Here is a 22,973-nt window from a genome sequence, read left to right on the forward strand (position 1 = left end):
CAAGCAAATTGTAGCGCTTTTCATGTTTAACATCCGCTCCCTACAAAGAATATTAGGATAATCTTCTTAATATTAATGGCTTACAGGTGTTACTGATAATTTAATTATAAATATAATCAAGATCATGTTTTTTGATTTGTAGTTATGTAATATTTTTATCCCTTATAAAAGTAGAGCGTTATTGCAAGCTTTTATGAGTAAAACCAAATAGTTAGTGAACGCTTATGGTTACCGAGGGATCGTGTAGCACAGTGTATAGCTGTTTTCAGCTTGATGTGTAGTTAATGATCCCTTGGTTTAGGAGCCTCACTACCCAGACGATATAAGGAAATATATGTCATTTTTTAAGTTTTTATTGTTATTACTTGGCCTTAGTGGGCCTGCTGATCCTGTTGAACCCACTGATCCTGGCGGCCAAGATCCTAGTGAGCCAACCAATCCGGTTGACCCTAGCGATCCGGTTGATCCCATTGACCCTGAGGACCCGGTGTTGCCAACAGATCCTGTGGACCCTGTTGAGCCAACGGACCCGGTTGATCCCGTTGACCCAATAGAACCAAGTGATCCAGTAGAAGATACTATTCAAGCTAGAATGCTAGAAGCAGTAAATGAAGCGCGAAGTGTAGGGCGTAACTGTGGCGGTACTTATTACCCAGCCGTTGAGCCATTAAGTTCTAACTTAAGTTTGCAGTTGGCTGCCGAAGAGCACTCAACTAACATGGCAAACTATAACTTTTTCTCACATACCGGATTAGACGGCTCTAGCCCTTCTAGCCGTGCCAGAGGGCAGGGTTACAACTCGTCTTACGTGGGCGAAAACATTGCAGCAGGTAACCGTACCTTAGAAGACGCAATGTCTAGCTGGTTAAAAAGCAGCGGTCACTGTTCAAACATCATGAGTGCTAACTACACCGAGCTAGGTGCAGGCATGAGCGAAAACAGCAGCAGTACTTATGGCCAATATTGGACTCAAGTTTTTGGCGCGCAATACTAAAATAAGAAAAGTGCTAAATGGTTAACGGCTAACAGTTTTAAGCCCAGAGCTTTGTGCTCTGGGCTTTTTGGTTATTGGTAAAGGGGGGTTTACAACTTCGTGACTCGATATTGTCGAGTATGGTCAGTGAGGGTAATTTGATACAAACCCGGTCCTTGAGAAAGGGCAATATTGGCGCGCTCGTTACTGTGGGTTTCTCCATCAGCTTGGTCATCGCCATACCATTTTCCGTTGGCGTAAAATTTGAAGCTGGGCTGGCTATCGGTAACGTTCACTACCAGTTGCCAGGTATTGTCGCCGATTAAGTTCATCGCGGTTTTTCCCCAACTGTTTGCAGTGCCACGAAAATCAACGCTCTCAAAATCTTTTTGGTAGTTAGCTGATTGTTCGAGCACCGTCACCACTACGCTGTCGGTAGCGCTATTTCCTTGGTTATCTTTAACGGTAAGCGTTACCGGAAAACTGCCCAGTTCTGAGTAGACCTTGCTGGCAGACACTCCGGTTAAACCGTTTGACCACTGGTAACTAATAATAGAGCCACTTAAGGCTTGTGAATCGCTGCCATCAAAGCTCACTGTGTCGCCTTGATTCACATTAATATCTGGACCTGCATTAGCAATTAAGGCCAGTTTACTATAACTCAGAGTATCCATGAGCTGCTTGCTTCTGTCGTCGCCAGAGCGGTAACCAGAAGGCTGAACTTTGTCGCCCACGCTACCCATACCATAGGTTTTTAGCTCAAAATTATTGGCAGAAACATTGATGATGCTAAAGCCAATTTCGTAAGCGGTACCGTTGCTGTTATGCGGGTAAAACGCCAATTGGTGCATGTTGCTGCTGGTAGTATTCCGAGGCCATTGACCAGCAGGAGCGGCAATCATATACCCCACGCCTTTATCAGCGGTTCGGCCATAACCCGATTTATTAAAATCTAAAGTGTTACTGGTTGCATGTACCGGTTTTAGGCGCTGGTATTCGTGCACGTGGCCAGTAATAGACCAATCTAATTTGTGATTAAAATAATCGGTATAAGGGCGTACAAAAGCCACTTCACTTTTGCCGCCTGCAGGGTTAATTGGTGGCACATGAAAATAAGCAAAACTCCAAGGGCAGGCCTGTGCTTTGTTTACCTCTTGCTGTAGCCAGTTGGCTTGCGTTGCTGCATTGTTGCCGTTATCTCGTTCTGGATGACGGCCATAAAAAACCGGGATTTCTGAGTTAACGCTCATGAAACAAGCGTTACCGTAACTAAAGCTGTAATAGTCTGGGTAGCTCATATCTGGAGACAGATAAAAGTACTTTCTAAATGAACGGGTATCTTCGGCATTGCTCCAGTATTGCTCTGAATCACTGACCCCGATATTACCTGGCGTATCGTGATTCCCCATTGCTGGCATGATGGGTTTAGAAGCAAACAGCTGTTGGCCTTTATCAAAAAATACCTTCCACCAGTAAAAGCGTTCAGAGCTATGGCTAACGTCGTCTTTTACCATGTCGCCTACGGTAATAATAAAGTCAAAGTCGTCCATGTGCTCACTGCTAATGGCTTGAGCAATATCGTGCCAGCGTTGTTCGCCTTGCTCATCTTGCATGTCACCCACTACTAAAAAGCGGCTGTAATCCATATTGGTACTAGCGGTTTTAAATGCGTATTCAGCAGAAAACTTACCGTTTGGCCCGATTACCTTATATTGATATTCGGTATCGGCTTGTAAGTTGGTGAGAGTGATATGGTGAACCTTCCCCCAACCTTCGCCAAGGGGGGCTACCTCATCTTCTGTTTGTTCTATCCAGCTAGTTTGGCCAGCTGGGCGGTAAAACACCGCTGCACTAAAGTTACTATCAGCACTGCTTAACTCGTAGTTAATCACCATGTTACTGCTGGGGTCTAAGATGCTAGCAGTATTGTAGTCACCCGAATATTGCGGCTGAAGCAAAGTGAGGTAAGGCCCTATATAAGGTTGAAAGGGTTTATCTAAGCAAGTAGCTAAACTTTGGTACCAACGGTTTTCGCTGTAGCATCCGCTGTTGTTTCGGCTAAATTCATCATTCTTATCAATGATAAAGTTGAGCTTTAAACCGGCATCTAACTCCGCTTGATAAGTACTCGGTAAGCGCCAATAGTAATAACCACTGTCACTATCTACCAACAAGCTTTGTTGGCTATTCCAGCTGTATCCTTCTAACTGAGAAATGGCACTGCCATTAGAAATCCAAGCCCAAATAGTGGGAGTGCTGGTAAAGTCACTGGCATCAAAATAGAAGCGAGTATCTGTTGTATTAGTTTGCTGATTACTGGTGCTTGTTGCAGGGTCTTCACATTGGCTTACCGAATCAACGGTGATGGTTTTATCGCTGCTGTTAAAGCTTATTTGATAACTACCCGCTTGGCTTATTAAAAAATCATCAGCAGGGTAGCTGTCAGTCCAATCGCCATAATGGTCAATTTTAAAACGGGCATTAGTGGCAGAAAATGTTTGGCAACTTTGGTGAAGGTGGGTGTTAACTTCACTCATTGCGGTACTGGCCCAGTTATTGGGTGTACCTCTAAAGTGCCAGGTGTTTGCATGTACGCTTGAGATGCTTAAAAGTGCGGCTAAGCCAAGGGCTGAACGCCATGGCGAAGTCATCGACTGTTTTGCTGTTATCATTTTACATTCCTTATGTATTATCTGAGATCTCTACGGATCTTCTAAATCCCAGTAAAATGCTAACATGCTTGAATTTTGTTCACTTGGCTTGTTGCTAATTATGAGGGTTTGCGCAGCTTAGCCACGAGAAGTTGAATAATCGCTGACGTTAGCCGCATTATGCAGTGATTTTTGTGAAAGGAAGTTTTTACGAAAGGTGTTTTTGCGTTTTACCTGTACTGGAGTAGCAAGCGGGTAATTAGAGGCTTACTTCTTTCTGATTGTTGCAATGTCGTTAGCGCCAATCCCTAGCAGCTCCAAAAAACGCTGGTGCTGCTTTGGCTGCATACTTTCAAACTGTTTGTGCCAGTCATTCATGTCTTGTTCACTTAATCCGGCTGCTTGCATTACTGCAACCCAATCGGCTTTGCTTACTGTGTTGTTCTCTAATGAGTTGGCTTTATCTAGCAGCAATAATATGGCTTTTTGCTGTGAGCGCAGGGTTTGCACTTGTTGCTCTAAAGATTGAAAATGCTGGCTAAGTACGCCATCTAAAATTTGGTGTTCAACTAGCTTGCCGCTTTGTTTAAGTTGTTGGCCGATTTGCTTAATCGACATACCAAAAGAGCGTAAGGCAATAATCTTTTCTAAGCGCTGCTGCTCTTTGTTGCCATACCAACGGTAGCCGTTGTTAGATCGATAAGCCGCTTGAAGCAAATGTTGGCGTTCGTAGTAGAGAAGAGTGGTGCGAGACAAACCGTATTTTTTGGCTAAAGCAGTAATATTTAACATGCATTTCTCAGATTGTTGTTAATGGCTTGACCCGTCTATAAGTATAGCCTTTACACTCCCCGCCTGACTAATCAAGGTGATTCTTAATGTTACAACATAATCCTACAGAGCAGCCCGCTGGCTTGTTCGCTGTGCAAAATAAAGGCATTGCCTTAGCTCTAGTTTCTACTGCTTTATTTGTGGTGATAGGCGGATTAGTAAGGCTGCTAAGCGAGCGGATACATGTATTTGAAATTTTACTGTTTAGGCAGCTTATCTTTGTTCTTATGCTTAGCCCTGCTATTTATGTGGGGTGGCAGGGCCTACTAAAACCGCGCTTTATTACTTGGCACTTTGCCCGAATATGCGCTGCTTTTGTTGCCCTAAGTGTAAGTTTTACCGTAGTGGCTAATATCCCTTTGGCTGATGCTACGGCACTGGGTTTTACTAAAGTGTTATTTGTTGCGCTAATTTCCAAGTATGTATTAGCCGAACAAGTCAACGTACAGCGCTTACTGGTGATTGGATTGGGGTTTGCTGGTGTGTTATTGGTGATTCAACCGCGCTTTGCCGAGGCATCAATGTTGTATGTTGGTTTAGGTTTGTTAGCTGCATTAGGCGCTGCCGTGGCAGTGATTTGTGTGAAGAAATTATCGGGACTAGATTCCACCACCAACATACTGGCTTACCAGGCGATTTTTGTGGGCCTATTAGCAGCCGTTGGTGCTTGGTTTTATTGGACAACACCTAGCTGGGCAGATCTCGGCTTGTTGTTAGCCGTTGGTGTGCTGTCGTCAGTCGCTCAATGGTTTGGCGTAACCGCATACAAACATGGTGAAGCGAACGTGGTCGCCAATATTGAGTATGTGAAAATGGTGTACGCTATTTTACTTGGCTATTACTTGTTTGACGAAGTGCCTAACAAACTGGCGATAGCGGGCGCAGTGTTGTTGAAGTTAAGTCCGTTTATTGGGCAATTACTCTCACAACTTAGAAAGACTAAGGCTAAGCTGTCCTCGCTAAATTAACTTAAAGGCCACTTTCAAATAGGGGAACGCTGAGTGTGTTGTAGCTAAGTCGCTATTTACCCGGAGTCAGTGTTCACGCTTAACTGGCTTTGCTTGAAAATAGCTAGATTCCCATTGCTGAAGTCACAAATCGAAAACACACAGAATATGAGTATTAGGTCAACAGGAGTGGCTAGCACTATGGTTAGTTTGAAGTCTCCAGTTAAAAGAGCTGAAACTGTAGGCTTACGTGAGAGCTATTATTTACAATTTTTTCATAGTGGTTCGGTTGGTGTACTGAAGAAGAGAGTTGGATGAGAGCCAAGCTTAAAACAAGCCTAGTCATTTCGATTGTGTTGTTGCTCACCTTTAGTGTTGCTCGCTCGGTACAGGCTGAAAGTGAAGTGAGCAAACCTGACGTTTTAGTATTGGCGGTGATACAAAGCAAAGACGACCCGTTATATGTTAAGCCAGTCCAACAATGGTTTATTAACATTTACACTGAAGCCTTCAGCCGTATTGGGATCACTTTACGCTACCGTATATTTCCTGCCAAAAGAGCCAGTTTGTATTCCGATAAAGGTGAAGTAGACGGAGAGCTGAGCCGCGTTTTCGACTATGGCACAAAGCACCCCAATCTTATTCGAGTAGAAGAGCACCATGTGTTATCGGTATTTAGTGCGTTTTCGGCAGACCCCGCTATCAAGCTTGATGGGTGGGAAAGTCTCAAGAAAGATACCACCTTAAATGTGGAGTATCGGCGTGGTATTAAAAAAAGCACAGAAAAACTAGTGGCAATAGTTCCTTCAAAACATCTCTCTGCGGTTAACTCTATACAACGTGCAGTTGAAAGGTTGTTAAAAGGGAGAACCGACGTTTTTGTTGAGCCAGAAGATAGTGTTACTGACTTTCTAAAATCAGAAACCTTCCAAGACATAAGCCAAGGAACGCCCATTTACAAAGCAGGAACCATGGAAATAGTTAGCAGCCATTTATGGTTACATAAAAAGCATCAAAGTCTGGTAATACCGCTGTCTACTATTTTGAGTGATATGAAAAAAGAGGGCCTGTTTGAATTATATCTTAAGCAGCTAGCGATTAGCCCTTCACGTATTAAATGGTGAACGGCCCACTTTATTTAATGGGCCTATAGTCTAACGCTAAGCTGAGCATCTCTGCTCAGCCACATTTCCGTAGTTGTGTAGAACTTAAACTAGTGCCGGTTTTGTGAAAAATTGAGCCATTACCATGACGACCAACGCGATAAGATTAGCCGCAAAAATAATGATTAACCACTGCGGCATGCTTAGGCTTAAAAATATCCAGTCAACCACATCACAAGAGCCATAGGCTTGAAACATCCATGGGAGCCATTGGTCTAGCGGCGCCCAGCCAGGGAAGCTAACAAACAAATCACACGTGGCAAAGGGCGATGGATTCATTTGTAAATCAGTATGCGTTATCGACAGTTGCAAACCCCACGCTGCGCTCACTCCCCAAGCGGCAAAGCCAAGTATTCGCACTAATAGATTGTTGGGTTTTAATAAACCAATGATTGCGCCGCCAGCAATGCCTAACATGGCTACACGCTCGTAAATACACATCACGCAGGGCGGTAACTCCATAACATGCTGGAACGCTAATGCGCATGCTTCAAAAAATACCATAAATAGCAATAAACTCAGCCAAGCTAAGCGAGTTTGGGAAAAATGATTTAAGGCCTGCATTTACTTTCCTAGTACAACAATGAACAAATATTTTCAGTGGGGCGCTGGCTAAAAATTTTACGCTACGGTAAATGAGCTGTGTTCAAACAACTCTTCTATGAGCTGCTCGATAGGAGCATTACCATCGTGGGCGCGCGAGTATGTGCGCAAGCCAATAATTTGCACTTGTAGGTGACGGGCTAATTGGGCTGTGTCTTTATCGCTTTGTAACTCGCCAGCCAATTTGGCTTCATTAAGAACTTTGGTAAATTCAGCTTCTACCTTCGCCAGCAGCTTTTTGGTTTGTTCGAGCAGTTCGGCATTGTCGTCAGTTAATTCTGCTACGGTTTTTACCAGCATACACATACCACTAGGCGCTGTTTCTCGGCTGTCTATCAGTGCTTTTTTTAAAAACAACTTTAAAGCGGCAATAGGAGAAGCTGCCTCAGCCTTACAGGCGTAAAGTTGTTCTATGCTTGAGTTGGCATAGTTATCTAAGGCTTCACTAAACAAGCCTTCTTTGCTACCAAAACTGGCGTAAATACTGCCGGGTCGCATATCTATGACTTCTTGTAGATTACGCATAGATGTAGCGTGAAAGCCTTTTTTCCAATACAACTCTGTGGCTTTTTGTACTACGTCTTGGCGATTAAATTTAGCGGAGTTAGCCATTAGCTTCACCTAGTTAAACTTTGAACAATTGTTCAATTTTACATTGAACGAACGTTCAGGTCTAGCTATAGTGGACGCTGTTTTTAAGTGCTGTATCGCTTATTTGCGCTACAGTTTTATTGCTACTTGATAAGTAGCCAGACAAAAGGGCAATCAAAATGACAATGACTTTAGCCTTTGACGTATACGGTACGTTGATCGATACCCGCGGTGTAGAGCAACAATTACAAGCGTTGATGGGAGAGCAAGCTCCAGCGTTTTCTCAAATGTGGCGAGACAAGCAGCTAGAATATTCGTTTCGGCGTGGCTTAATGCAAAATTACCAAAGTTTTGCGGTATGCACTGCACAAGCCCTTGATTACTGTTGCCAAGCTTTTCAAATAGCCTTAACTGCCGAGCAAAAGCAAAGCTTGTTGGATGTTTATAAGGTGTTGCCAGCGCATGCTGATGTAAAGCAAGGTTTGACTGAACTACAGGGCCTTGGTTTTAAAATGTTTGCCTTTTCTAATGGCAAGCGTGAGGCGGTAGAGTTGTTATTAAAAACAGCTGGAATAGACCACTTATTTCTAAGCGTGGTGAGCGCCGATGACATTCAATCATTCAAACCCAATCCCGCGGTATACGCGTATTTTTTACAGCAAGCTAATACGACTGCCGATAAGGCATGGCTGATTTCGAGCAATCCTTTTGACGTTACCGGCGCTATTTCTGCGGGCATGCAGGCTGCATGGATTCAGCGCTCAAAACAAACGGTGTTTGACCCTTGGGAAATACAAGCCAAGTTAGTTGTGGCCAGTCTCACCGAGCTTGCTGAAAGCTTGCCTAAGTATAAAAGCGCTGTTTAGTTAATCCCTTTTAAGTAACTATGAACTTAGGCCAAGAATCCACGATAAAGCCTTGTTACAGTGCCAAATTATGCAACTAGATTTTGCTCATGAATGAGAGGGTGCCATGGATAGTGAGGATCAAAAACACAACCAGCAGGTGTATTACTTTAATGAGGATATTTTTGCAGAACAAACTCAATGCCAAGAGGTTATTTATGACTATAACCACAGTCGGCCATCGCAAGTAAAACTGCGTGAAGACTTACTGGAGCAAATCTTTGCAGAAGTGGGCGATAACTGTTTTATAGAGCCACCTTTGCAGGCTAACTGGGGCAAGCATACCCACTTAGGCAAAAATGTTTATGCTAATTTTAATCTTACCTTGGTAGACGATACCCATATCTATATTGGTGATTCAGTGATGATAGGGCCCAATGTTACTTTGGCCACCGCCGGTCACCCTATCGACCCAGAACCTCGGCGTAAAGCGGCCCAATTTAACATTGCTATCGATATTGCCAATAATGTGTGGATAGGCGCAAATACTGTGGTATTGCCGGGTATTAGCATTGGCGAAAACAGTGTAATAGGTGCTGGCAGTGTAGTAACCAAAGATATTCCGGCTAACGTGGTAGCGGTGGGGAATCCTTGTAAAGTGCTGCGAGAGATTGGCGAACACGATAAGCAGTTTTTTTATAAAAACCTGCGTTTTTAAGGCCAATCATAGATCTTGCTAACGGGCTACAAAGGCCGCTTAGTGCTTCTTAGCGTATGCATAGCAGCAAGGCGAGCAGTGGTTAAGCGCCGATAACGTGGTTAAGTAAATAAATAGCACCGCATTAGCGGTGCTATTTTCACATGATAATTAAACCTTACTTAGTAGTGACTATTGGCAAATATCACCACTAACAATAGGTACCTCTAAGTTCCCATTGCTGGTTCCTTGGAAACCCACACTGATGGTTTGGCCCGGCTCAATGGTGCCGTTCCACGTGGTATTGCTTACCGTATAAGGGCCATTTCCACTGAGTACGCCATTCCATAGCTGATTCACGCTGCTGCCGTCGGCGTAAGCCCAGCTAACTTGCCAGCCGTTAATTGCCTGCTCACCAGTATTGATTAAGCGGATCTCTGCGTTAAACCCAGAGCCCCACTGATCAACCACCACATACTCACAACCCGCTTGGGTAGGTGGCAATGCACTAAGCACCAGTTCTTGGCTGCTGGTGGTTTCTAACAATCCATCTGATACGCTGAGCAACACCGAGTAGCTGCCTGCTGCATCGTAAGTGTGGCTTGCTAATGCGCCACTCGCTTTGTAACCATCGCCAAAGTCCCATTGGTAGGTCAGTGCATCGTTTTCGGCATCGCTTGAGGCACTTGCATCAAAGCTGGCGACTAAACCTTTGCTGCTTGCCTCAAAGCTTGCGACAGGCGCGGTATTGGCGGTCGATTTCACCGAAATGCTTATTTGCGCAGGCGCAGACTCTAAATTTTCGTTGTCTGTCACGCTAAAGCTAAAGTCGTCGTCACCAACAAATTCGGCGGCTGGGGTATAAGTAAGTGCAGCACCAGTGCCACTTAATGTCCCGTTTGCAGTCTGACTAAGCACTTGGTAACTGGCAATTTGGCCATTTGAATCACTGCCGCTTAAGGTAATGCTTAGTGGAGTGTCTTGATTGGTGGCTAAGGTCTGTGAATCGGCAATTGGTTTGCCTAAGGTGTCTTCGGCGTAGGCTAAATCAATACAGCCATGAAAACGCTCAAAGGTCCAAGAGTTACGCCCCCATTCACCGTACACTACCTGATGACCGCTGCGTTCTGGCAGGGTACAGGTAGTGGTAAAGGTAACCGCTTCTTTGTCTGATACTACCGCAGGGTTAGCATTGGGGTTGTTATCGTCGTATGGCAATACACAAAATGGTTCTGTTTCAAAGTCATCCCAACTTAGGGCTTTGCTTGGGTCAAATACAAAGCCTGGTTTGGTTATCCAATAGTGAAACTCTCGCGTGTCAGAGAAGTGATTTCCCCAGCTAATGTTCCAGGTAATATCGAGTGGTCCAGCTTGAGCGGGTTGGCCCGGCCAAGACGTGGCTGCGTCCCAAGGTGTGGCGCCGCCTTCCCAGGTTTCGCTGTCAAAGCCACATACATTGGTTGGCAAAGGAGATACCACTGCACGCCCTTCAGCGTGAGTTAGTACACTCATGAATTTGTAACCACCTTGCGCATCGTTGGCAAAGGCGTCGATACAATGTTGGCTAGTGGCTTGATCGGGTTTTTCGGTTAAGCCACAAAGGGCATTACGCGAGGGTGGATCTACGATTAAGCCGTGGGCAAAGGCTTGGCTACTGCCAAGTATACAAAGTGAGAGTATTAGTTTGTTAGTCATGTTGTTCCCTTAACATTATTAGTATTTTTACGCTGATTCGCCAATATGCTTGGTGAACCGGGCTTTGCCTCGTCAGCGAGTAACACGCTTGGCGTGGCAAATTAAGCTCAGCAACTACGACCACATACTTCGGTAATGTTGCTTGAGTTATTTAAGGGAACTTAGTTGAGGGATGTTAGCTTATCCATGAAACAGCTTGGTAAATGAAAGTGGCGGTTTCACCAGTAAATAATAAATCAATCATTAGTCACGCTTTTGTGAATTAACGTTAGTGATAAGAACAATATTTAATGGTTGGATTAACTATTTTTTAGTGCCACCCCCACGCTAATCACAGTTAGTAAAAATAATTTGAATGATTTTTGTACAGCGGGTGGTCGGAAATCGCTTATTCGCTAGCAAGCTTTAGTTTGTTCATCGGCACAGCATTCATCTTGTAAAAAGCTAATCACTGTTTGCAGCCGCTCAAACTCAGCTACGCAATATAAGGTTCGACCTTCGCGTCGTTGGCTTAACAAACCGGCTGATACCAAGCTTGAAATATGATGAGAAAGCGTTGATCCCGGAATCGCTAATTTTTCTTGTAAGCCACCTACAGCAATACCGCTATAACCGGCTCTTACTACGCTTCGGTAGATACTTAAACGAGTAGGGTGGCCGAGTTCTTTTAGGGCTTTGGCAATGCTATCTGTGTTCATGAGGCTTCTCCGTTAAATCTATATTTCGATATTATTAGAAATAACTTGTTTTTGTCAATGCTTGAGTATATATTTCGAATAATCTAGATATTTGGAATTAATGTAATGTTTAGCATAAATAGTGATATGGCTTGGCAAGCCTTAAATATGTTTGGTTTTTTGGCTGTAGAGCTGACCTTGCTTTTTTTAGCCATTAGCTACTTGGTGGGGGTGTTGCAGTTGTATATTCCGCCGCAAAAAATTCAAAGTATTCTCAGTGCCAAAAATGGTTCGGGTTATATCGTGGCTGGCTTTTTAGGGGCAATAACACCATTTTGTTCTTGCTCTACCATTCCTTTTTTAAAGGGCTTGTTACGCGCTAGAGCGGGTTTTGGCACCATGATGGTATTCCTGTTTGCCAGCCCTTTGCTTAACCCAATTATTATTGGTTTGTTTGCGGTGACCTTTGGCTGGAAGGTCAGTGTATTTTATTTTGTGATGGCGATGGGGGTCTCTGTAGTGGCGGGCTACACCTTAGAAAAACTGGGTTTTGAGAAATATGTAAAAGCCGAGTCTTATTTAGAGCCAGAAGCCAAAAAATGTGGGTCTTCTTGTTCAGGTAAGCCAGCAGTAGAGCGTAGCAAATGGCTAAAAGTGTGGGACAGTACTTGGCAAGATTTTAAAAAAGTATTGCCTTATCTGATTGGTGGTATTGCCATTGGCTCGTTGATTTACGGCTTTATGCCAAGCGATCTAATTGCGCAGTTTGCTAGCAAAGATAACCCATTGGCAGTACCGGTTGCGGCTGTCATTGGTATACCTTTGTACATTCGTGCTGAAGCGGTTATTCCTTTAAGTGCAGCATTAGCCGCTAAAGGAATGAGCTTAGGGGCGGTAATGGCCTTGATTATTGGTAGCGCAGGTGCCAGCTTAACCGAAGTTATTTTGCTTAAATCTATTTTCAGAAACCAAATGATTGCTGCGTTTTTGGTAGTGATTTTGGGCATGGCCGTTAGCGCGGGTTACTTATATGGGTATTGGTTCTAAGTACCTAAAGTATGAGTTAACGAAGTGGCTGCATGTGGGGCTTAAGCTCCATGATGCGAGAGCCAACGTTACCACGCTAAATGCTTAAGCTGGATCGTTAAAAACCGACTTTTATTAGTCGGTTTTTTATGCCTATTCTTCGCCTACTCGGCCCTAGCGCATTTCAAATAACTCGTTATGGAATTGATTGAGGTTGTAACCTTGCTTGGCTAAATCATTTTGTAAACATTGTGAGAACTTACTTGGCCCACAAAACCAGATGCTTCGTTGCATTAAATCATCGACTTCGCGTAATAGTTGGTTAGCGTTTAAGAATGCTTGGCTGCTGTTATCGATAATCTTTAAATCTACTTGAGCGCCGTTCGCTAAGTGCTGTAACTCCTCGATAAACTTCGCCTCTATGGTTTCGCTGCAATAATACAATTTAGCGAGAGGAGGTTTATCCATGGTTTGGCGCTGTTGCAAAATAGCGGTAAAAGCGGCTATGCCGATGCCGCCGGCTATCCATAGTTGCGGCGCAGTGTCACTAAAATCAAAGTTACCGTAGGGACCTTCTATTTTTAGCTCTTGGCCAATGCTAAGGCGGTTTTTTAAATTAGCGGTAAAGTCACCCAACTCTTTGATCATAAATCGTAATTGACCCGTTCCAGTGTGCGTAGAGGCAATGGTAAAAGGGTGGGGCTCTTCACCAGGAAAACCAACAAAAGCAAATTGCCCACTATTGTGGCCATGCCAGCTGGGAACACTTAAGCGCAAATCTAGCACTTTGTCTTTGGGTAAGAGCCTAAAGTTAGCCACTTTGGCGGTGTGTTGTTTGGTTTTACCTATACGCCCTAACAGGCTGTAGATTGCTGCTACGCTGCCCACCCAAATCAGCGCTAGGCAAACGTAAGTAATTGGGTAAGGCCAGTAACTGTGTTTGATTAATACTGCCGAGTGAAAGGCGATGACTAAAAAGGCTACCGACATCAGTTTGTGAGAAAAACGAAAGCCTTTGTAGCGAATAACCCCCAGCAGAGCCACTATCACCAACACAACAATGCCATAAAAAGCCCATTCACCAACATGCTCGGCTAGCTCTCTTAATGGTTTGACTAGCGCGTACAAAGAGTCAGGATTATTCGGTCCGCTGCCTCTTACCGGTTTATCTAACACTCCAGCTCTTACCAGTTGCTTAGGGATGATGGCTAACAGCCAATGAACTGCTCCCGTAACCACTGCTGCTATGCCTAGGTATTTGTGTAAGCGGTAAGACTTATCTAAACCTTTGGTGAGTTGCTCAATAAAGGGCAAACGCAAGGCTAGTAGCATGGTTAAGCTCATCAAACCTACCGCTAGCATTCCACTATATTGAATGAGTGCAGATCGCCATTGAAAGAAGTTTTCAAAGGACAGTAGATTGGGCTCTGCTTGAAGCCACAAAAGGCTTAGTAGTGCTATGAACAGTGAAATTGATGCGGTTGTTTTACTCATGATTTGGCCTTACTTATCCCTTAGAGAAAGTATAAACAAGCCAATTTTTAGTTACGTAAAGCGCAGGTAAAGAAGTGTAAATAGGTTAAGAGATTAACTTATGAATACCTAATACGACGTTAATTACAATGCTGACGCTCGCAAGGTATTCCATCATTGTCACCGTCCATTTTTGTATTAGGGCAGTTGTTAATGAAGAAGGTTGCTTCTGCACAGGAAGACATTTGGCTACAGTGTTGCCTACCATCACAAGTGTACTGTTGTGTGAATATTGATTGCAGCTTTGAGGCTTTTTTTATTGGAGCATCTAACAGTACTAAATCAGCATTGGTGATTACAGGTACCTGTTGTTGTGTGTAGATATTCCAAGCCGCAAATCCAACTACCATCCATAGTATCAGTTTCTTCATTTTAATCTCTTTGCACGTAAGCCTGAGTCGAGCTTAGGAAAGCCTCCTATACCAATTGGCTAAGCCTAAGAGCTTTACTATAAATATTTGTTTTATATATTAATTGTTTAAAATCATATTTTGATTATGTAACAGTAGTCATTTGATTGTTGATTGCAGGTATGAAGTTGTAAGGCCAAATAGGGAGCTTATTTGGCAGTTAACCAAGCTAAATTACACGGGTAATTCTAGCTTGGCTGCTGTCAATAAATAGTTTAAACAGCGCTTAAAAACCTTCTAACACAATTTTACCTTTGGCCTTTTGAGACTCAATAAAGGCATGCGCTTGCTTTAGGTTGTCGGCATTTATCTGGCCAAAGTGATCACCTAAAGTGCTTTTGATTTTACCTTGGTCAATCAGTTGTGCTATTTCACCTAGAAGCTGATGTTGTTTGATCATGTCTTCTGTTTCAAACATTGAGCGGGTGTACATGAACTCCCAATGTAGAGAAATGCTTTTAGGCTTAAGTAGCTTCACGTCTAAGCTACTTGGATCGTCGATTAAACCAAACTTACCTTGTGGTTTAATCACTTTGATAATCTCTGCTAGGTGTTCATCGGTGTTGTTTAAGCTCACTACATAATCAATATCGTTGGCTTGTTTCAGTTCTTCACTGAGCGGATTACGATGGTTAATGATTTGGTCAGCGCCTAGCTCTTTTAGCCAAGCCTGGGTTTCCGGACGAGATGCGGTAGCAATAACCTTAAGCTTGGTGAGCTGTTTAACCAGTTGAACCATAATGGAGCCAACACCACCGGCCGCACCAATAATTAAAATAGATTTGTTTTGGTCACGGCTTACTTCTAAACGGTCGAACAACATTTCCCAGGCAGTAATGGCGGTAAGCGGCAGGGCAGCGGCGTTTGCGTCAGGAATGCTGGTAGGGGCTAAGCTTACAATGCGTTCGTCAACCAATTGGTATTCCGCATTGCTACCTGAGCGGGTTAAATCGCCGGCATACCATACTTTGTCACCCACCTTGAATAGACTGGCTTGGTCACCAACTTGCTCTACGGTGCCAACGGCATCCCAACCAATAACTTTCCATTGGCCTGTCTCGGCAGAGACATTGGCGCGGATTTTGGTATCAACAGGGTTAACCGACACGGCGGCTACTTTGATCAGTAGGTCTTTCCCGCTGGCCGTGGGCTTGTCTAACTCTATGTCTTGTAAAGATAAGGTTTCGTTAATTGCTAGGGCTTGCTGATAGGCTACGGCTTTCATTGATTACTCCATTAAGGGCGAAAATGTAGATGCACTCAGTGTAGTTGACTCTAGCAGTTGGAAAAACTGGGTAGTAGTTAAATCACTTTCAATTAAATTTTGATAATCGAGACACTCGTTAAGAGATTAGCTGCATAGCGATAAGTACTGATTTATCCGTTTACATGAAGCCTGTTACTGGAGTAAACCCTTAAGCCGCTATGCTAAAAAACAAATACAGAGAGTGGCTTTAGGGTTGAGGCTCTTCCACAATCACGATGCTGCCATTGGTATTGGCTACCACTAAATATGCACCGCCCAGCTCACCAATAGCGCAAAGATCTAAGGTGTATTCTCCCAACATTGCGTCGTTACATTGGGCAAAGGCAAAGCTGTCGGTGACTTTCCCTACTTCTGTCGTCGCCAAGTTGATGTCGCGACTTTGGTCTTTTAACACTTGCTGGCTGTTACTGAATACTCGCAGATAATAGTTATTCTGTTGATGGATAGTCGATTTTTCGAATATGGTTAGTTGTGGCAAATTGTTATTGTGCCAAGCCACAACCTAATAGCTGCCACTGTGATTTAAGTGCTTGTTTACTCTTACTCGTTCAAGGCGGCTGTTGCTGTTTTCAATGGCGAATTGGCTTTCATTGTTACTCTCTATCCAGCGGTAGGTAAGGTCTTTACTGGCGCTAGCCGAGTTTAACTGGGTTACCCTAAAACGCGAGTCAAATACATCACTGCTATAAGCCACACTTTTAAGATAAAAACCGGTGGCATTGGGCTGGGCGTTAATATAAGAAATTTTTGCTGTTTGTGGTTTATCTACATGATCGAGTAGTCTATCGCTGGTATTGCAGGCGGTTAAACCAAGGCTAGTAAGTATGATTAAGCTAACAGACGCTAGGCGGAGAATTCCATTCATGTGGGGTCCTTAAATGCAGTAACGCGATTCATCACATGATAGAGGGTTAGCAATTTATCTCAGTGTGTAGAGTGTCAGTATGCTTAAGGCTTTGTCATTAAATGTCAGTAAAAAACATACTTCTTCGTTGTAAGTTAAGCGCTTAAAGGGCGCTAAAGAAATATCGAGCGGCTAGCTGAAACAGCTGCTCGTTACTGTTTTCATCTAAGCCATGCAAAACCCGTTGTGGTCGCTGGCTAGATAACCATTGATACTCGCCAGCTAAAAACCAGTTTTTGTTTACGCGGTATTGATAGGCGCAGGTAAACCCTTTGCCGCGTTCGTTGTTGTTATCGAGCGGAGTATTATCTAGGTCGGTATTTTTAAAGGCCTCGGCGCGAACACTAACTCGGTGTTTTTTATTGAAACTGCGGGTGAGCAAGGCAAAGCCGTTAGCAAAGTCCATATTTACTGCGTCTACTCGGTCGGGCGACTGCATCAAAGTAGATCCATTCATATATTGCCAAACAAGTTGCCATTGTTTGGCAAAGCGCCATTTTCCACCTAAGTGAGCAAACTGGGTTCGCCATGCATAATCGCCATCGTCAATTAAGTAGGGTTTAGCCATGTTGTCGTAATAACCTAGGCGAAATAAAGCAGTGCGATGAATGCTCCAATCCAGATTTGTGTGGTAACCCGGTCGGTGGTCTATCTCTTTAAACGGATTTGAACGTTGTGACTGATCTGATAGTGCGGGCTGTTTTAGCTCTGGGAAAGACCGTGTTTCCCCATAAAGGGTTTGTCTAGAACTGCTTGTCCAGCCATGCCAAGCCAATAATGCGCCTGCGGGATCATTGTTTACAAATAGCATGGCGCTTAGGGATACATTGTGGCTTGAGCCTGAAAACTTACCTATTCGCTCTAATTTAGCTTCTATGCCGGTGGTGCGGATCTCTTCACCCACCCAAGTATTTAAACTAGAGGCATTTAAAGTATAAGGTGTGGCCCATGCGGTAGCGGTGTTTTCTAAGGAAATACTGGGGTACATAATGCCTAAACGAGAGGACCAGCGCAGGCCGTTTTCTGAGGGCAGGCCTTTGTAGCTAGCAAAGGCTTCGCTAAAACCTAGCGCGCTATCTTCGTTATCTAACCAGCCATTTAACACCAGTTTTGCCGCAAAGCCATTGTCCCAGTGCGCGCCTAGATCTAAGCCTGCTTGGGCAATAGACAAATGACTGCCGTTTGAATAAGCAAACTTACCAAAGCCACCTTTTAGGTAGCTATCGGTACTGTTTACCTGGCTGGCACGTAAGTCGAGTATGCCATTGGCAGTAAACTCGGTGGCCATGGTGGCTTGTTGTAGCGTTACTGCCAGCAGTGCAATAGCGCCGCGTAGTAATCCCTTAGTTGGCAAACTCTATGCTCTCCTGAGCGAGTAATTGGTACAATTCGTTGGCTGGTTTTGGGCGACTAATAAAATAACCTTGCGCTAAGTTACAGTTGGCTTTTTCTAACCAGCGCAGGCTGGCTAAATCTTCTATCCCTTCTGCTACTACGCTTAACCCCATGTTATGAGCCAGTTCAATGGTCGATTTCACTATAATTGCATCATCGGCGTCAATCGCCAATTTTTGGACGAAAGATTTATCTATTTTGAGTTCATGAACCGGCAAGCGTTTTAGCTGTGCAAGCGATGAATAACCAGTGCCATAATCGTCAATAGAAAGTTTAAAACCGCGCTCTTTGAATCGGGCCAATAAGGCAATTGCGGTTTCAGGGTCGTCGACCAAGGCACTTTCAGTGACCTCTAAGGTGAACGATTCAGCGCGTAGCTGTTTGCTTTCAATATTCTGGCAAATGAAGCTATAAAAGCTCTCATCTTTAAGGTTTTCACCTGAAATATTAATCGCAATGTTGATGTCGATACCTTGTACTTTCCAGGCCAAACTTTGTGATAAGGCCTCTAAAAATACCCAGCGAGTGAGTGGGTTTATTTGTCCGGTATGTTCGGCAATTTCAATGAACGAATCGGGAGGAATCATTCCCAACTCTGGGTGTTGCCAGCGCACTAAGGCTTCTACGTGGGTAATCTTATTTGCGGCAAAGCTGAACTTGGGCTGGTAATGCAAGATGAGCTGATTGCTTTGAATCGCCTTTTTTAAGTCGTTAATTAGGCTTAAACGTTCAACTGTATTGGTATCAGTACTCGGGTCGTAAATATAACAGTGGCTGCGAGACTCGCGGCAATGATTTAAGGCGGCGTCGGCCTTTTGAACCAGTATTTGTGGATCTTGGCTGTGCTCAGGATACAGTGCTACCCCCACGCGAATCTGTAGCTGTAAATGCATGTCTTGGTAGTTGCAGCCCTCATGCATTTGCATGGCAATATTATTGAGTTCATCACGGGCAGTGTCTCGAGTGATATTGGGTAATATCAATACAAATTCATCGGCGCCAATGTGACACAAAAAATGCTCACTCTGTAAGGCCGTTAAGCGCTTGCCCGCTTCTTTTATCAGCTGGTCTCCCGCTGAATGGCCTAGGGTATCGTTCACCTCTTTCAAGCGGCAGATATTGAGATGGAATAGCGCAAAAGGGGCACTATTTTGTTCGGTTAAATCTTGCAGTTTACTGGCTAGCCAATGGCGATTAGGCAGTTCGGTAAGAGGGTCGTGTTGCAGCCGGTGTTTAATCGCTTGTTCACGATTTAGTACCTTCTCTTGCATGCTATTAAATTCGCTGGCTAACTGGCCTAGTTCGGTTTTATCGTTAACTGACACTGGCTTTTGGTATTCACCTGCCGCGAGGCGTTTAGCTTGTTTAACCAATAACTTGATAGGCCTAGTGATGTCATCAGCGATTAAATATGCCGCAACCATTGAAATGATGAGGGTGAGTATGGTGATGAGTAAAATTTGTAACCAGCTTTGCTGAATCACCGCCACAAGGTTGTCACGAGAGCTGTGCAACAGCACATAAAAGTTAGCGCCACCCGCAGCGCTATATTGCTGTTTTAATGAAATAACATCGCTGGAAGTAGGATTTATTAGAGCTTTAGCACTGGTAATATTTGCAAGCGGGTTACTCGAGCCCAACAAAGACCAACGGTTTTGTTGCTCCAAAATTAAATCGGCCTGCAAGCCCGTTAACGTTAAGAAACTCTCGGCTAAAGGGGTAGATATTTCGTAACCAAAACCCGCCCAGCCAATAATGGCAGGGCCACTTTTTAAGGGAGAAAGGTGTAGCTGATAAAGCTGCTCGCCAATTACGTAATAAGGAGGTAACTGACCTTGTTTTAAGGCTGGCATAAACCCAAAGGCTTGGCCTTGCTGAGCGCCACGCACCACTTTTTTGTTCTGATTGTGTTGATAACTATTGACCAATTGCAGCTCAATTATGCCTGCAGGGGTTACTACCATGGCTAAGTCGGCGTTGATGCGTTTACCGTGGTTAAGTAAGGCAATGGCTACACTGCGCTGGTCTTCGCCAAACACACTTTTTAAGCCGTAGTCGTTGGTCACCGTTTCTGCAAAGCTGGTGAGGTAAAATTCGCGCCGATTAAACTCACTATCAAACAAGGCCTTGGCTTTACTCAATTGCGAGTCGATGGCTATGCGTTCTTTTGTGCGCAAGGAGTCGTAAGTAGACCAAAATGAAATCGCTTGTAGCAAAAGTAGCAGTGAAACAAACAACAGCAGAATTTTGGTTTTAATACTTTTCATCGGCGCTCCTGCCAATTAGTAGTCTGAGAGGAAATCAAAATCATCCGGATTTTGTTGTTCAAATTCAGCTTCCAAGGCATGGGGCAAGTTTAATGCGTGAGTGCCTGTTTGATGAATACTAATGGTTTGGCTAATTTGCTTGTCTGCCGTTTTTAACTCAGGGTGCCATACAGTAAGCTGGTAGTCCCCTGCGCTTACTTGTTCAAAGTTAGCCCGGCCTTGTGAGTCTGTTTTATTAAATAAAGGCGTATCAACCAGCAGCAAGTAAGCGCCCATCCAATCATGAATGTTACAACCCATAGGCACTACGCCGCTGTGATTAAAATCGCTCTTACTGTGTTGCTCACCAGCCTTAATTTGAAATGAAAATTTGTTTTCTCCCACTGCCGAATATATGTGGTGAGTAATGTTGTCATCGTTATTAAAATCAACCTTACTGCCACGTTGCGCCACGCTAATGTAGGGAACGAAGGCTTTGTCGCGCTGGCCAATGGTGACTGCTGCTTGGTTGATGTGTGGGAGTTGGTGACCTATTGGCGTGAGGTAAACCACCACGTCTTGTACTGGGCTGTTATCCGGACTATTCACCTGTACTGCATAATCAAAAGTTTCTGCCGCTTGGCTTAACATGCAAGGAAGTGCAAAAAGTAGGGTAAAACAGTATTTGTTCATCGGCATCCTTTGCCACCTAGTCGTGAATGATGAATGGGTAAATTGAGTTTATTCTCCGAGAACTAAGACCTAGTAAGCCCACTAAAAATTGCAGCTGAGATGTTTAGTAAGCTAAGACACAAAAAAACAACGTAATAGTGACCCTGACCATCAGTTTATAGTTTAGCCACTTACCTGATAAATATTGAGGCTTTGATGCTGTATTTGAGAAGCATGAAGGAAAATAACTAGCTTAAGTTGGCTAGGTAAAGAGTCGCTAAGCAACGAGACCAAAAAGCCAGTTGGGATAGCAACAGTGATAAAATCTTTAGCCAATTAATCTGTGGTTCTAAGAAAGGCCGTTTAGGTAAGCTAGGTTTTGCATTGAGTGACAAAAAATTCGAACACTCAATTGAATTGTAACTAGGTACAAACAAATTGTTCTTTTATAAACAGACTAAATGCTATCTAGAGTTAGTTTATTTTGTTGCCCTAAATATACGCAGTAAGTTGCCAAGTACTCGATATTTCAATTTTTCAAATGCTGTTTGATTTATTTATCACTAATCTCATCACATTTGCACTTAAGATGTCTTTATCTACCTGTTTTATTTATGTTTTAATCCTCTCGCAAGTTTTTATATAAAAATCCAATAAAGGATTAGTTGTACAGCTAAGGGAAGAGATGAAAAAAATAAGCTTATTGGTTTTACTGCTTTGTGCAGCAATAAATCCTCTACATGCAGAAGAACAAAGCGCAGTAGAGCAGCAAAACTATTTTTGGTTAGAGCCGGGCATGTCTTATGGGAACCCGAGTGTGAATGCTAGTTTAGATATGCGATATAGTTTCTCTGACTATACGGTATCTTTTGGTGGTACCGGTGGCTTCGATTGTTTTTTATGTGATAGGTCTGAAGGTGATATTGAAACTCACTCGCTTAGACTTATGGCTGGAAAATACTTTTATCCGGGTAAAAACGAGTTTCTGATAGAAATAGGATTAGCGAAGACTCGCGTATCTACAGATTATCAAAATGATGGTCAGTGGGACACAATTGACAGTGATACCTTGGGGATCCCTATTCGTTTTGCAAAGTATTTTAATAGTAAGTATGTGGGCTTTGCTTTAACTGCAGATGTTATGTTCACCAAAGACGAGTGGATAACTACGGTTGGTTATAGTGTGCCTTTTGGAAAATTACGCCACTGGTAAGCAAATTCAAGGTAGAGCAACGCTCTACCTTGAATTTGATTTATTCAGGCTTACGTTTACCTGTCATAAACTCTTCTAAGATCTCTGGTGTTAATTTGCCCGCTTCTTCCAAGCGCTTTAGTTCCGCCACGATCTTCTTTTGATCTTCCATCGATGGAACGGGTAGCTCAGGCTCTTTTTCGATCCCTTCAGGGATACTTAGGTTATCTAACATCATTGCTTCTCGCTATAAAACTTCACTGGCTTAAGTATACCAGCAAATGGTGGATTCATAGCAGGGCTTTATTGAGTCACTATTTTAGTGAAAGAGTGATCGCTTTGTAGGGCTTAAGAGTTAGCTTTAGTAGACACAGCAGGCTTTTTTGCTGGCCTAAGAGTAAGAATTAACCTTATGAAAAATCAAATAAACCCCAAGCGCTTACTGCATAGTAAGTGGACCAAATGTGAAGTTATAAACAAGATGAAGCATTTTATGGTAACGGAATTGGAGCTTGATGAGTTTCAAGTTGTACAGCGTTGCGTGATTCAGGCTGTTTATAACAAGCAAGATTTTGAGCTGGATTGGCGAGAGTTAAAAGATCTTAGCGTGTGGCGACAAGGTTGGAAATGAATCAAGTGCTGCCAAGCAACACTT

The 22,973-nt window shown here is 43.6% G+C and carries 23 protein-coding genes; 8 read left to right on the top strand and 15 right to left on the bottom strand.

The window, feature by feature from the left end:
• Nucleotides 1-334 precede the first annotated feature (334 nt).
• Nucleotides 335-994 (top strand): CAP domain-containing protein, encoded by a 660-nt coding sequence (locus tag Q4592_RS02515; RefSeq protein ID WP_303509374.1) that lies wholly within the window; start codon nucleotides 335-337, stop codon nucleotides 992-994.
• Between the two features lie 89 nt (nucleotides 995-1,083).
• Here Q4592_RS02515 and Q4592_RS02520 read toward each other — a convergent pair whose 3' ends face one another.
• Nucleotides 1,084-3,645 (bottom strand): metallophosphoesterase, encoded by a 2,562-nt coding sequence (locus Q4592_RS02520; RefSeq protein WP_303509377.1) that lies wholly within the window; start codon nucleotides 3,643-3,645, stop codon nucleotides 1,084-1,086.
• A gap of 246 nt (nucleotides 3,646-3,891) precedes the next feature.
• The gene (locus Q4592_RS02525; protein ID WP_303509379.1) at nucleotides 3,892-4,416 is read right to left on the bottom strand and encodes a MerR family transcriptional regulator; all 525 of its coding nucleotides are present in this window, start codon (nucleotides 4,414-4,416) and stop codon (nucleotides 3,892-3,894) included.
• An 86-nt stretch (nucleotides 4,417-4,502) separates the two neighbouring features.
• Between Q4592_RS02525 and Q4592_RS02530 the strand changes: the two genes are divergently transcribed.
• Both Q4592_RS02530 and Q4592_RS02535 read left to right on the top strand, forming a co-directional pair.
• Nucleotides 4,503-5,423 (top strand): DMT family transporter, encoded by a 921-nt coding sequence (locus tag Q4592_RS02530; protein WP_303509382.1) that lies wholly within the window; start codon nucleotides 4,503-4,505, stop codon nucleotides 5,421-5,423.
• A 293-nt stretch (nucleotides 5,424-5,716) separates the two neighbouring features.
• On the top strand, nucleotides 5,717-6,526 hold the full coding sequence (locus tag Q4592_RS02535; RefSeq protein ID WP_303509385.1) for a hypothetical protein: 810 nt from the start codon (nucleotides 5,717-5,719) through the stop codon (nucleotides 6,524-6,526).
• 84 nt (nucleotides 6,527-6,610) lie between these two features.
• Here Q4592_RS02535 and dsbB read toward each other — a convergent pair whose 3' ends face one another.
• On the bottom strand, nucleotides 6,611-7,129 hold the full coding sequence (dsbB, locus tag Q4592_RS02540; RefSeq protein ID WP_303509387.1) for a disulfide bond formation protein DsbB: 519 nt from the start codon (nucleotides 7,127-7,129) through the stop codon (nucleotides 6,611-6,613).
• 57 nt (nucleotides 7,130-7,186) lie between these two features.
• On the bottom strand, nucleotides 7,187-7,780 hold the full coding sequence (locus Q4592_RS02545) for a TetR/AcrR family transcriptional regulator (protein ID WP_303509389.1): 594 nt from the start codon (nucleotides 7,778-7,780) through the stop codon (nucleotides 7,187-7,189).
• A 158-nt stretch (nucleotides 7,781-7,938) separates the two neighbouring features.
• Here Q4592_RS02545 and Q4592_RS02550 point away from each other — a divergent pair, with 158 nt between their 5' ends.
• Entirely contained in the window at nucleotides 7,939-8,625 is a 687-nt protein-coding gene (locus tag Q4592_RS02550) for a haloacid dehalogenase type II (RefSeq protein WP_303509392.1), read from the top strand.
• Nucleotides 8,626-8,731: 106 nt separating this feature from the next.
• A complete protein-coding gene (locus Q4592_RS02555; protein WP_303509395.1) occupies nucleotides 8,732-9,322 on the top strand; it encodes a sugar O-acetyltransferase in 591 nt (196 codons plus the stop codon).
• 171 nt (nucleotides 9,323-9,493) lie between these two features.
• Here the strand turns inward: Q4592_RS02555 and Q4592_RS02560 are convergent, their stop codons facing one another.
• Together Q4592_RS02560 and Q4592_RS02565 are read right to left on the bottom strand one after the other, a co-directional pair.
• On the bottom strand, nucleotides 9,494-10,996 hold the full coding sequence (locus Q4592_RS02560; protein WP_303509398.1) for a lytic polysaccharide monooxygenase: 1,503 nt from the start codon (nucleotides 10,994-10,996) through the stop codon (nucleotides 9,494-9,496).
• A gap of 395 nt (nucleotides 10,997-11,391) precedes the next feature.
• Entirely contained in the window at nucleotides 11,392-11,694 is a 303-nt protein-coding gene (locus Q4592_RS02565) for a helix-turn-helix transcriptional regulator (protein WP_303509401.1), read from the bottom strand.
• Nucleotides 11,695-11,799: 105 nt separating this feature from the next.
• On the opposite strand from Q4592_RS02565, the gene Q4592_RS02570 reads away from it, so the two are divergent.
• Nucleotides 11,800-12,720 carry a permease gene (locus Q4592_RS02570; RefSeq protein WP_303509403.1) on the top strand — a complete coding sequence of 307 codons (921 nt, stop codon included), beginning with the start codon at nucleotides 11,800-11,802 and terminating at the stop codon, nucleotides 12,718-12,720.
• Between the two features lie 153 nt (nucleotides 12,721-12,873).
• Here Q4592_RS02570 and Q4592_RS02575 read toward each other — a convergent pair whose 3' ends face one another.
• From Q4592_RS02575 to Q4592_RS02610, 8 genes are all read right to left on the bottom strand, one after another.
• On the bottom strand, nucleotides 12,874-14,193 hold the full coding sequence (locus Q4592_RS02575; RefSeq protein WP_303509405.1) for a ferric reductase-like transmembrane domain-containing protein: 1,320 nt from the start codon (nucleotides 14,191-14,193) through the stop codon (nucleotides 12,874-12,876).
• A 119-nt stretch (nucleotides 14,194-14,312) separates the two neighbouring features.
• Nucleotides 14,313-14,603: an excalibur calcium-binding domain-containing protein gene (locus tag Q4592_RS21795; protein WP_368509290.1), complete on the bottom strand. Its 291-nt coding sequence runs from the start codon at nucleotides 14,601-14,603 to the stop codon at nucleotides 14,313-14,315.
• A 265-nt stretch (nucleotides 14,604-14,868) separates the two neighbouring features.
• Nucleotides 14,869-15,867 (bottom strand): zinc-binding alcohol dehydrogenase family protein, encoded by a 999-nt coding sequence (locus tag Q4592_RS02585; protein WP_303509407.1) that lies wholly within the window; start codon nucleotides 15,865-15,867, stop codon nucleotides 14,869-14,871.
• A 229-nt stretch (nucleotides 15,868-16,096) separates the two neighbouring features.
• Entirely contained in the window at nucleotides 16,097-16,408 is a 312-nt protein-coding gene (locus tag Q4592_RS02590; RefSeq protein WP_303509410.1) for a hypothetical protein, read from the bottom strand.
• A gap of 3 nt (nucleotides 16,409-16,411) precedes the next feature.
• Nucleotides 16,412-16,774: a hypothetical protein gene (locus tag Q4592_RS02595; protein WP_303509413.1), complete on the bottom strand. Its 363-nt coding sequence runs from the start codon at nucleotides 16,772-16,774 to the stop codon at nucleotides 16,412-16,414.
• Between the two features lie 142 nt (nucleotides 16,775-16,916).
• Nucleotides 16,917-18,167, bottom strand: coding sequence for an outer membrane beta-barrel protein (locus tag Q4592_RS02600; protein ID WP_303509416.1), 1,251 nt, complete (start codon nucleotides 18,165-18,167; stop codon nucleotides 16,917-16,919).
• Entirely contained in the window at nucleotides 18,157-20,475 is a 2,319-nt protein-coding gene (locus Q4592_RS02605; RefSeq protein WP_303509419.1) for an EAL domain-containing protein, read from the bottom strand. The genes Q4592_RS02600 and Q4592_RS02605 overlap by 11 nt, the downstream gene beginning before the upstream one ends.
• 15 nt (nucleotides 20,476-20,490) lie before the next feature.
• Entirely contained in the window at nucleotides 20,491-21,147 is a 657-nt protein-coding gene (locus tag Q4592_RS02610) for a hypothetical protein (RefSeq protein WP_303509423.1), read from the bottom strand.
• Between the two features lie 664 nt (nucleotides 21,148-21,811).
• Here Q4592_RS02610 and Q4592_RS02615 point away from each other — a divergent pair.
• On the top strand, nucleotides 21,812-22,339 hold the full coding sequence (locus Q4592_RS02615; protein WP_303509426.1) for a hypothetical protein: 528 nt from the start codon (nucleotides 21,812-21,814) through the stop codon (nucleotides 22,337-22,339).
• 40 nt (nucleotides 22,340-22,379) lie between these two features.
• Here the strand turns inward: Q4592_RS02615 and Q4592_RS02620 are convergent, their stop codons facing one another.
• Entirely contained in the window at nucleotides 22,380-22,556 is a 177-nt protein-coding gene (locus Q4592_RS02620; RefSeq protein WP_303509429.1) for an ATPase, read from the bottom strand.
• Nucleotides 22,557-22,730: 174 nt separating this feature from the next.
• Between Q4592_RS02620 and Q4592_RS02625 the strand changes: the two genes are divergently transcribed.
• A complete protein-coding gene (locus Q4592_RS02625) occupies nucleotides 22,731-22,949 on the top strand; it encodes a TIGR02450 family Trp-rich protein (RefSeq protein ID WP_137672204.1) in 219 nt (72 codons plus the stop codon).
• The last annotated feature ends 24 nt before the right edge of the window (nucleotides 22,950-22,973 follow it).

Source organism: Agarivorans sp. 1_MG-2023 (assembly GCF_030548385.1).
Classification (GTDB): Bacteria; Pseudomonadota; Gammaproteobacteria; order Enterobacterales; family Celerinatantimonadaceae; genus Agarivorans.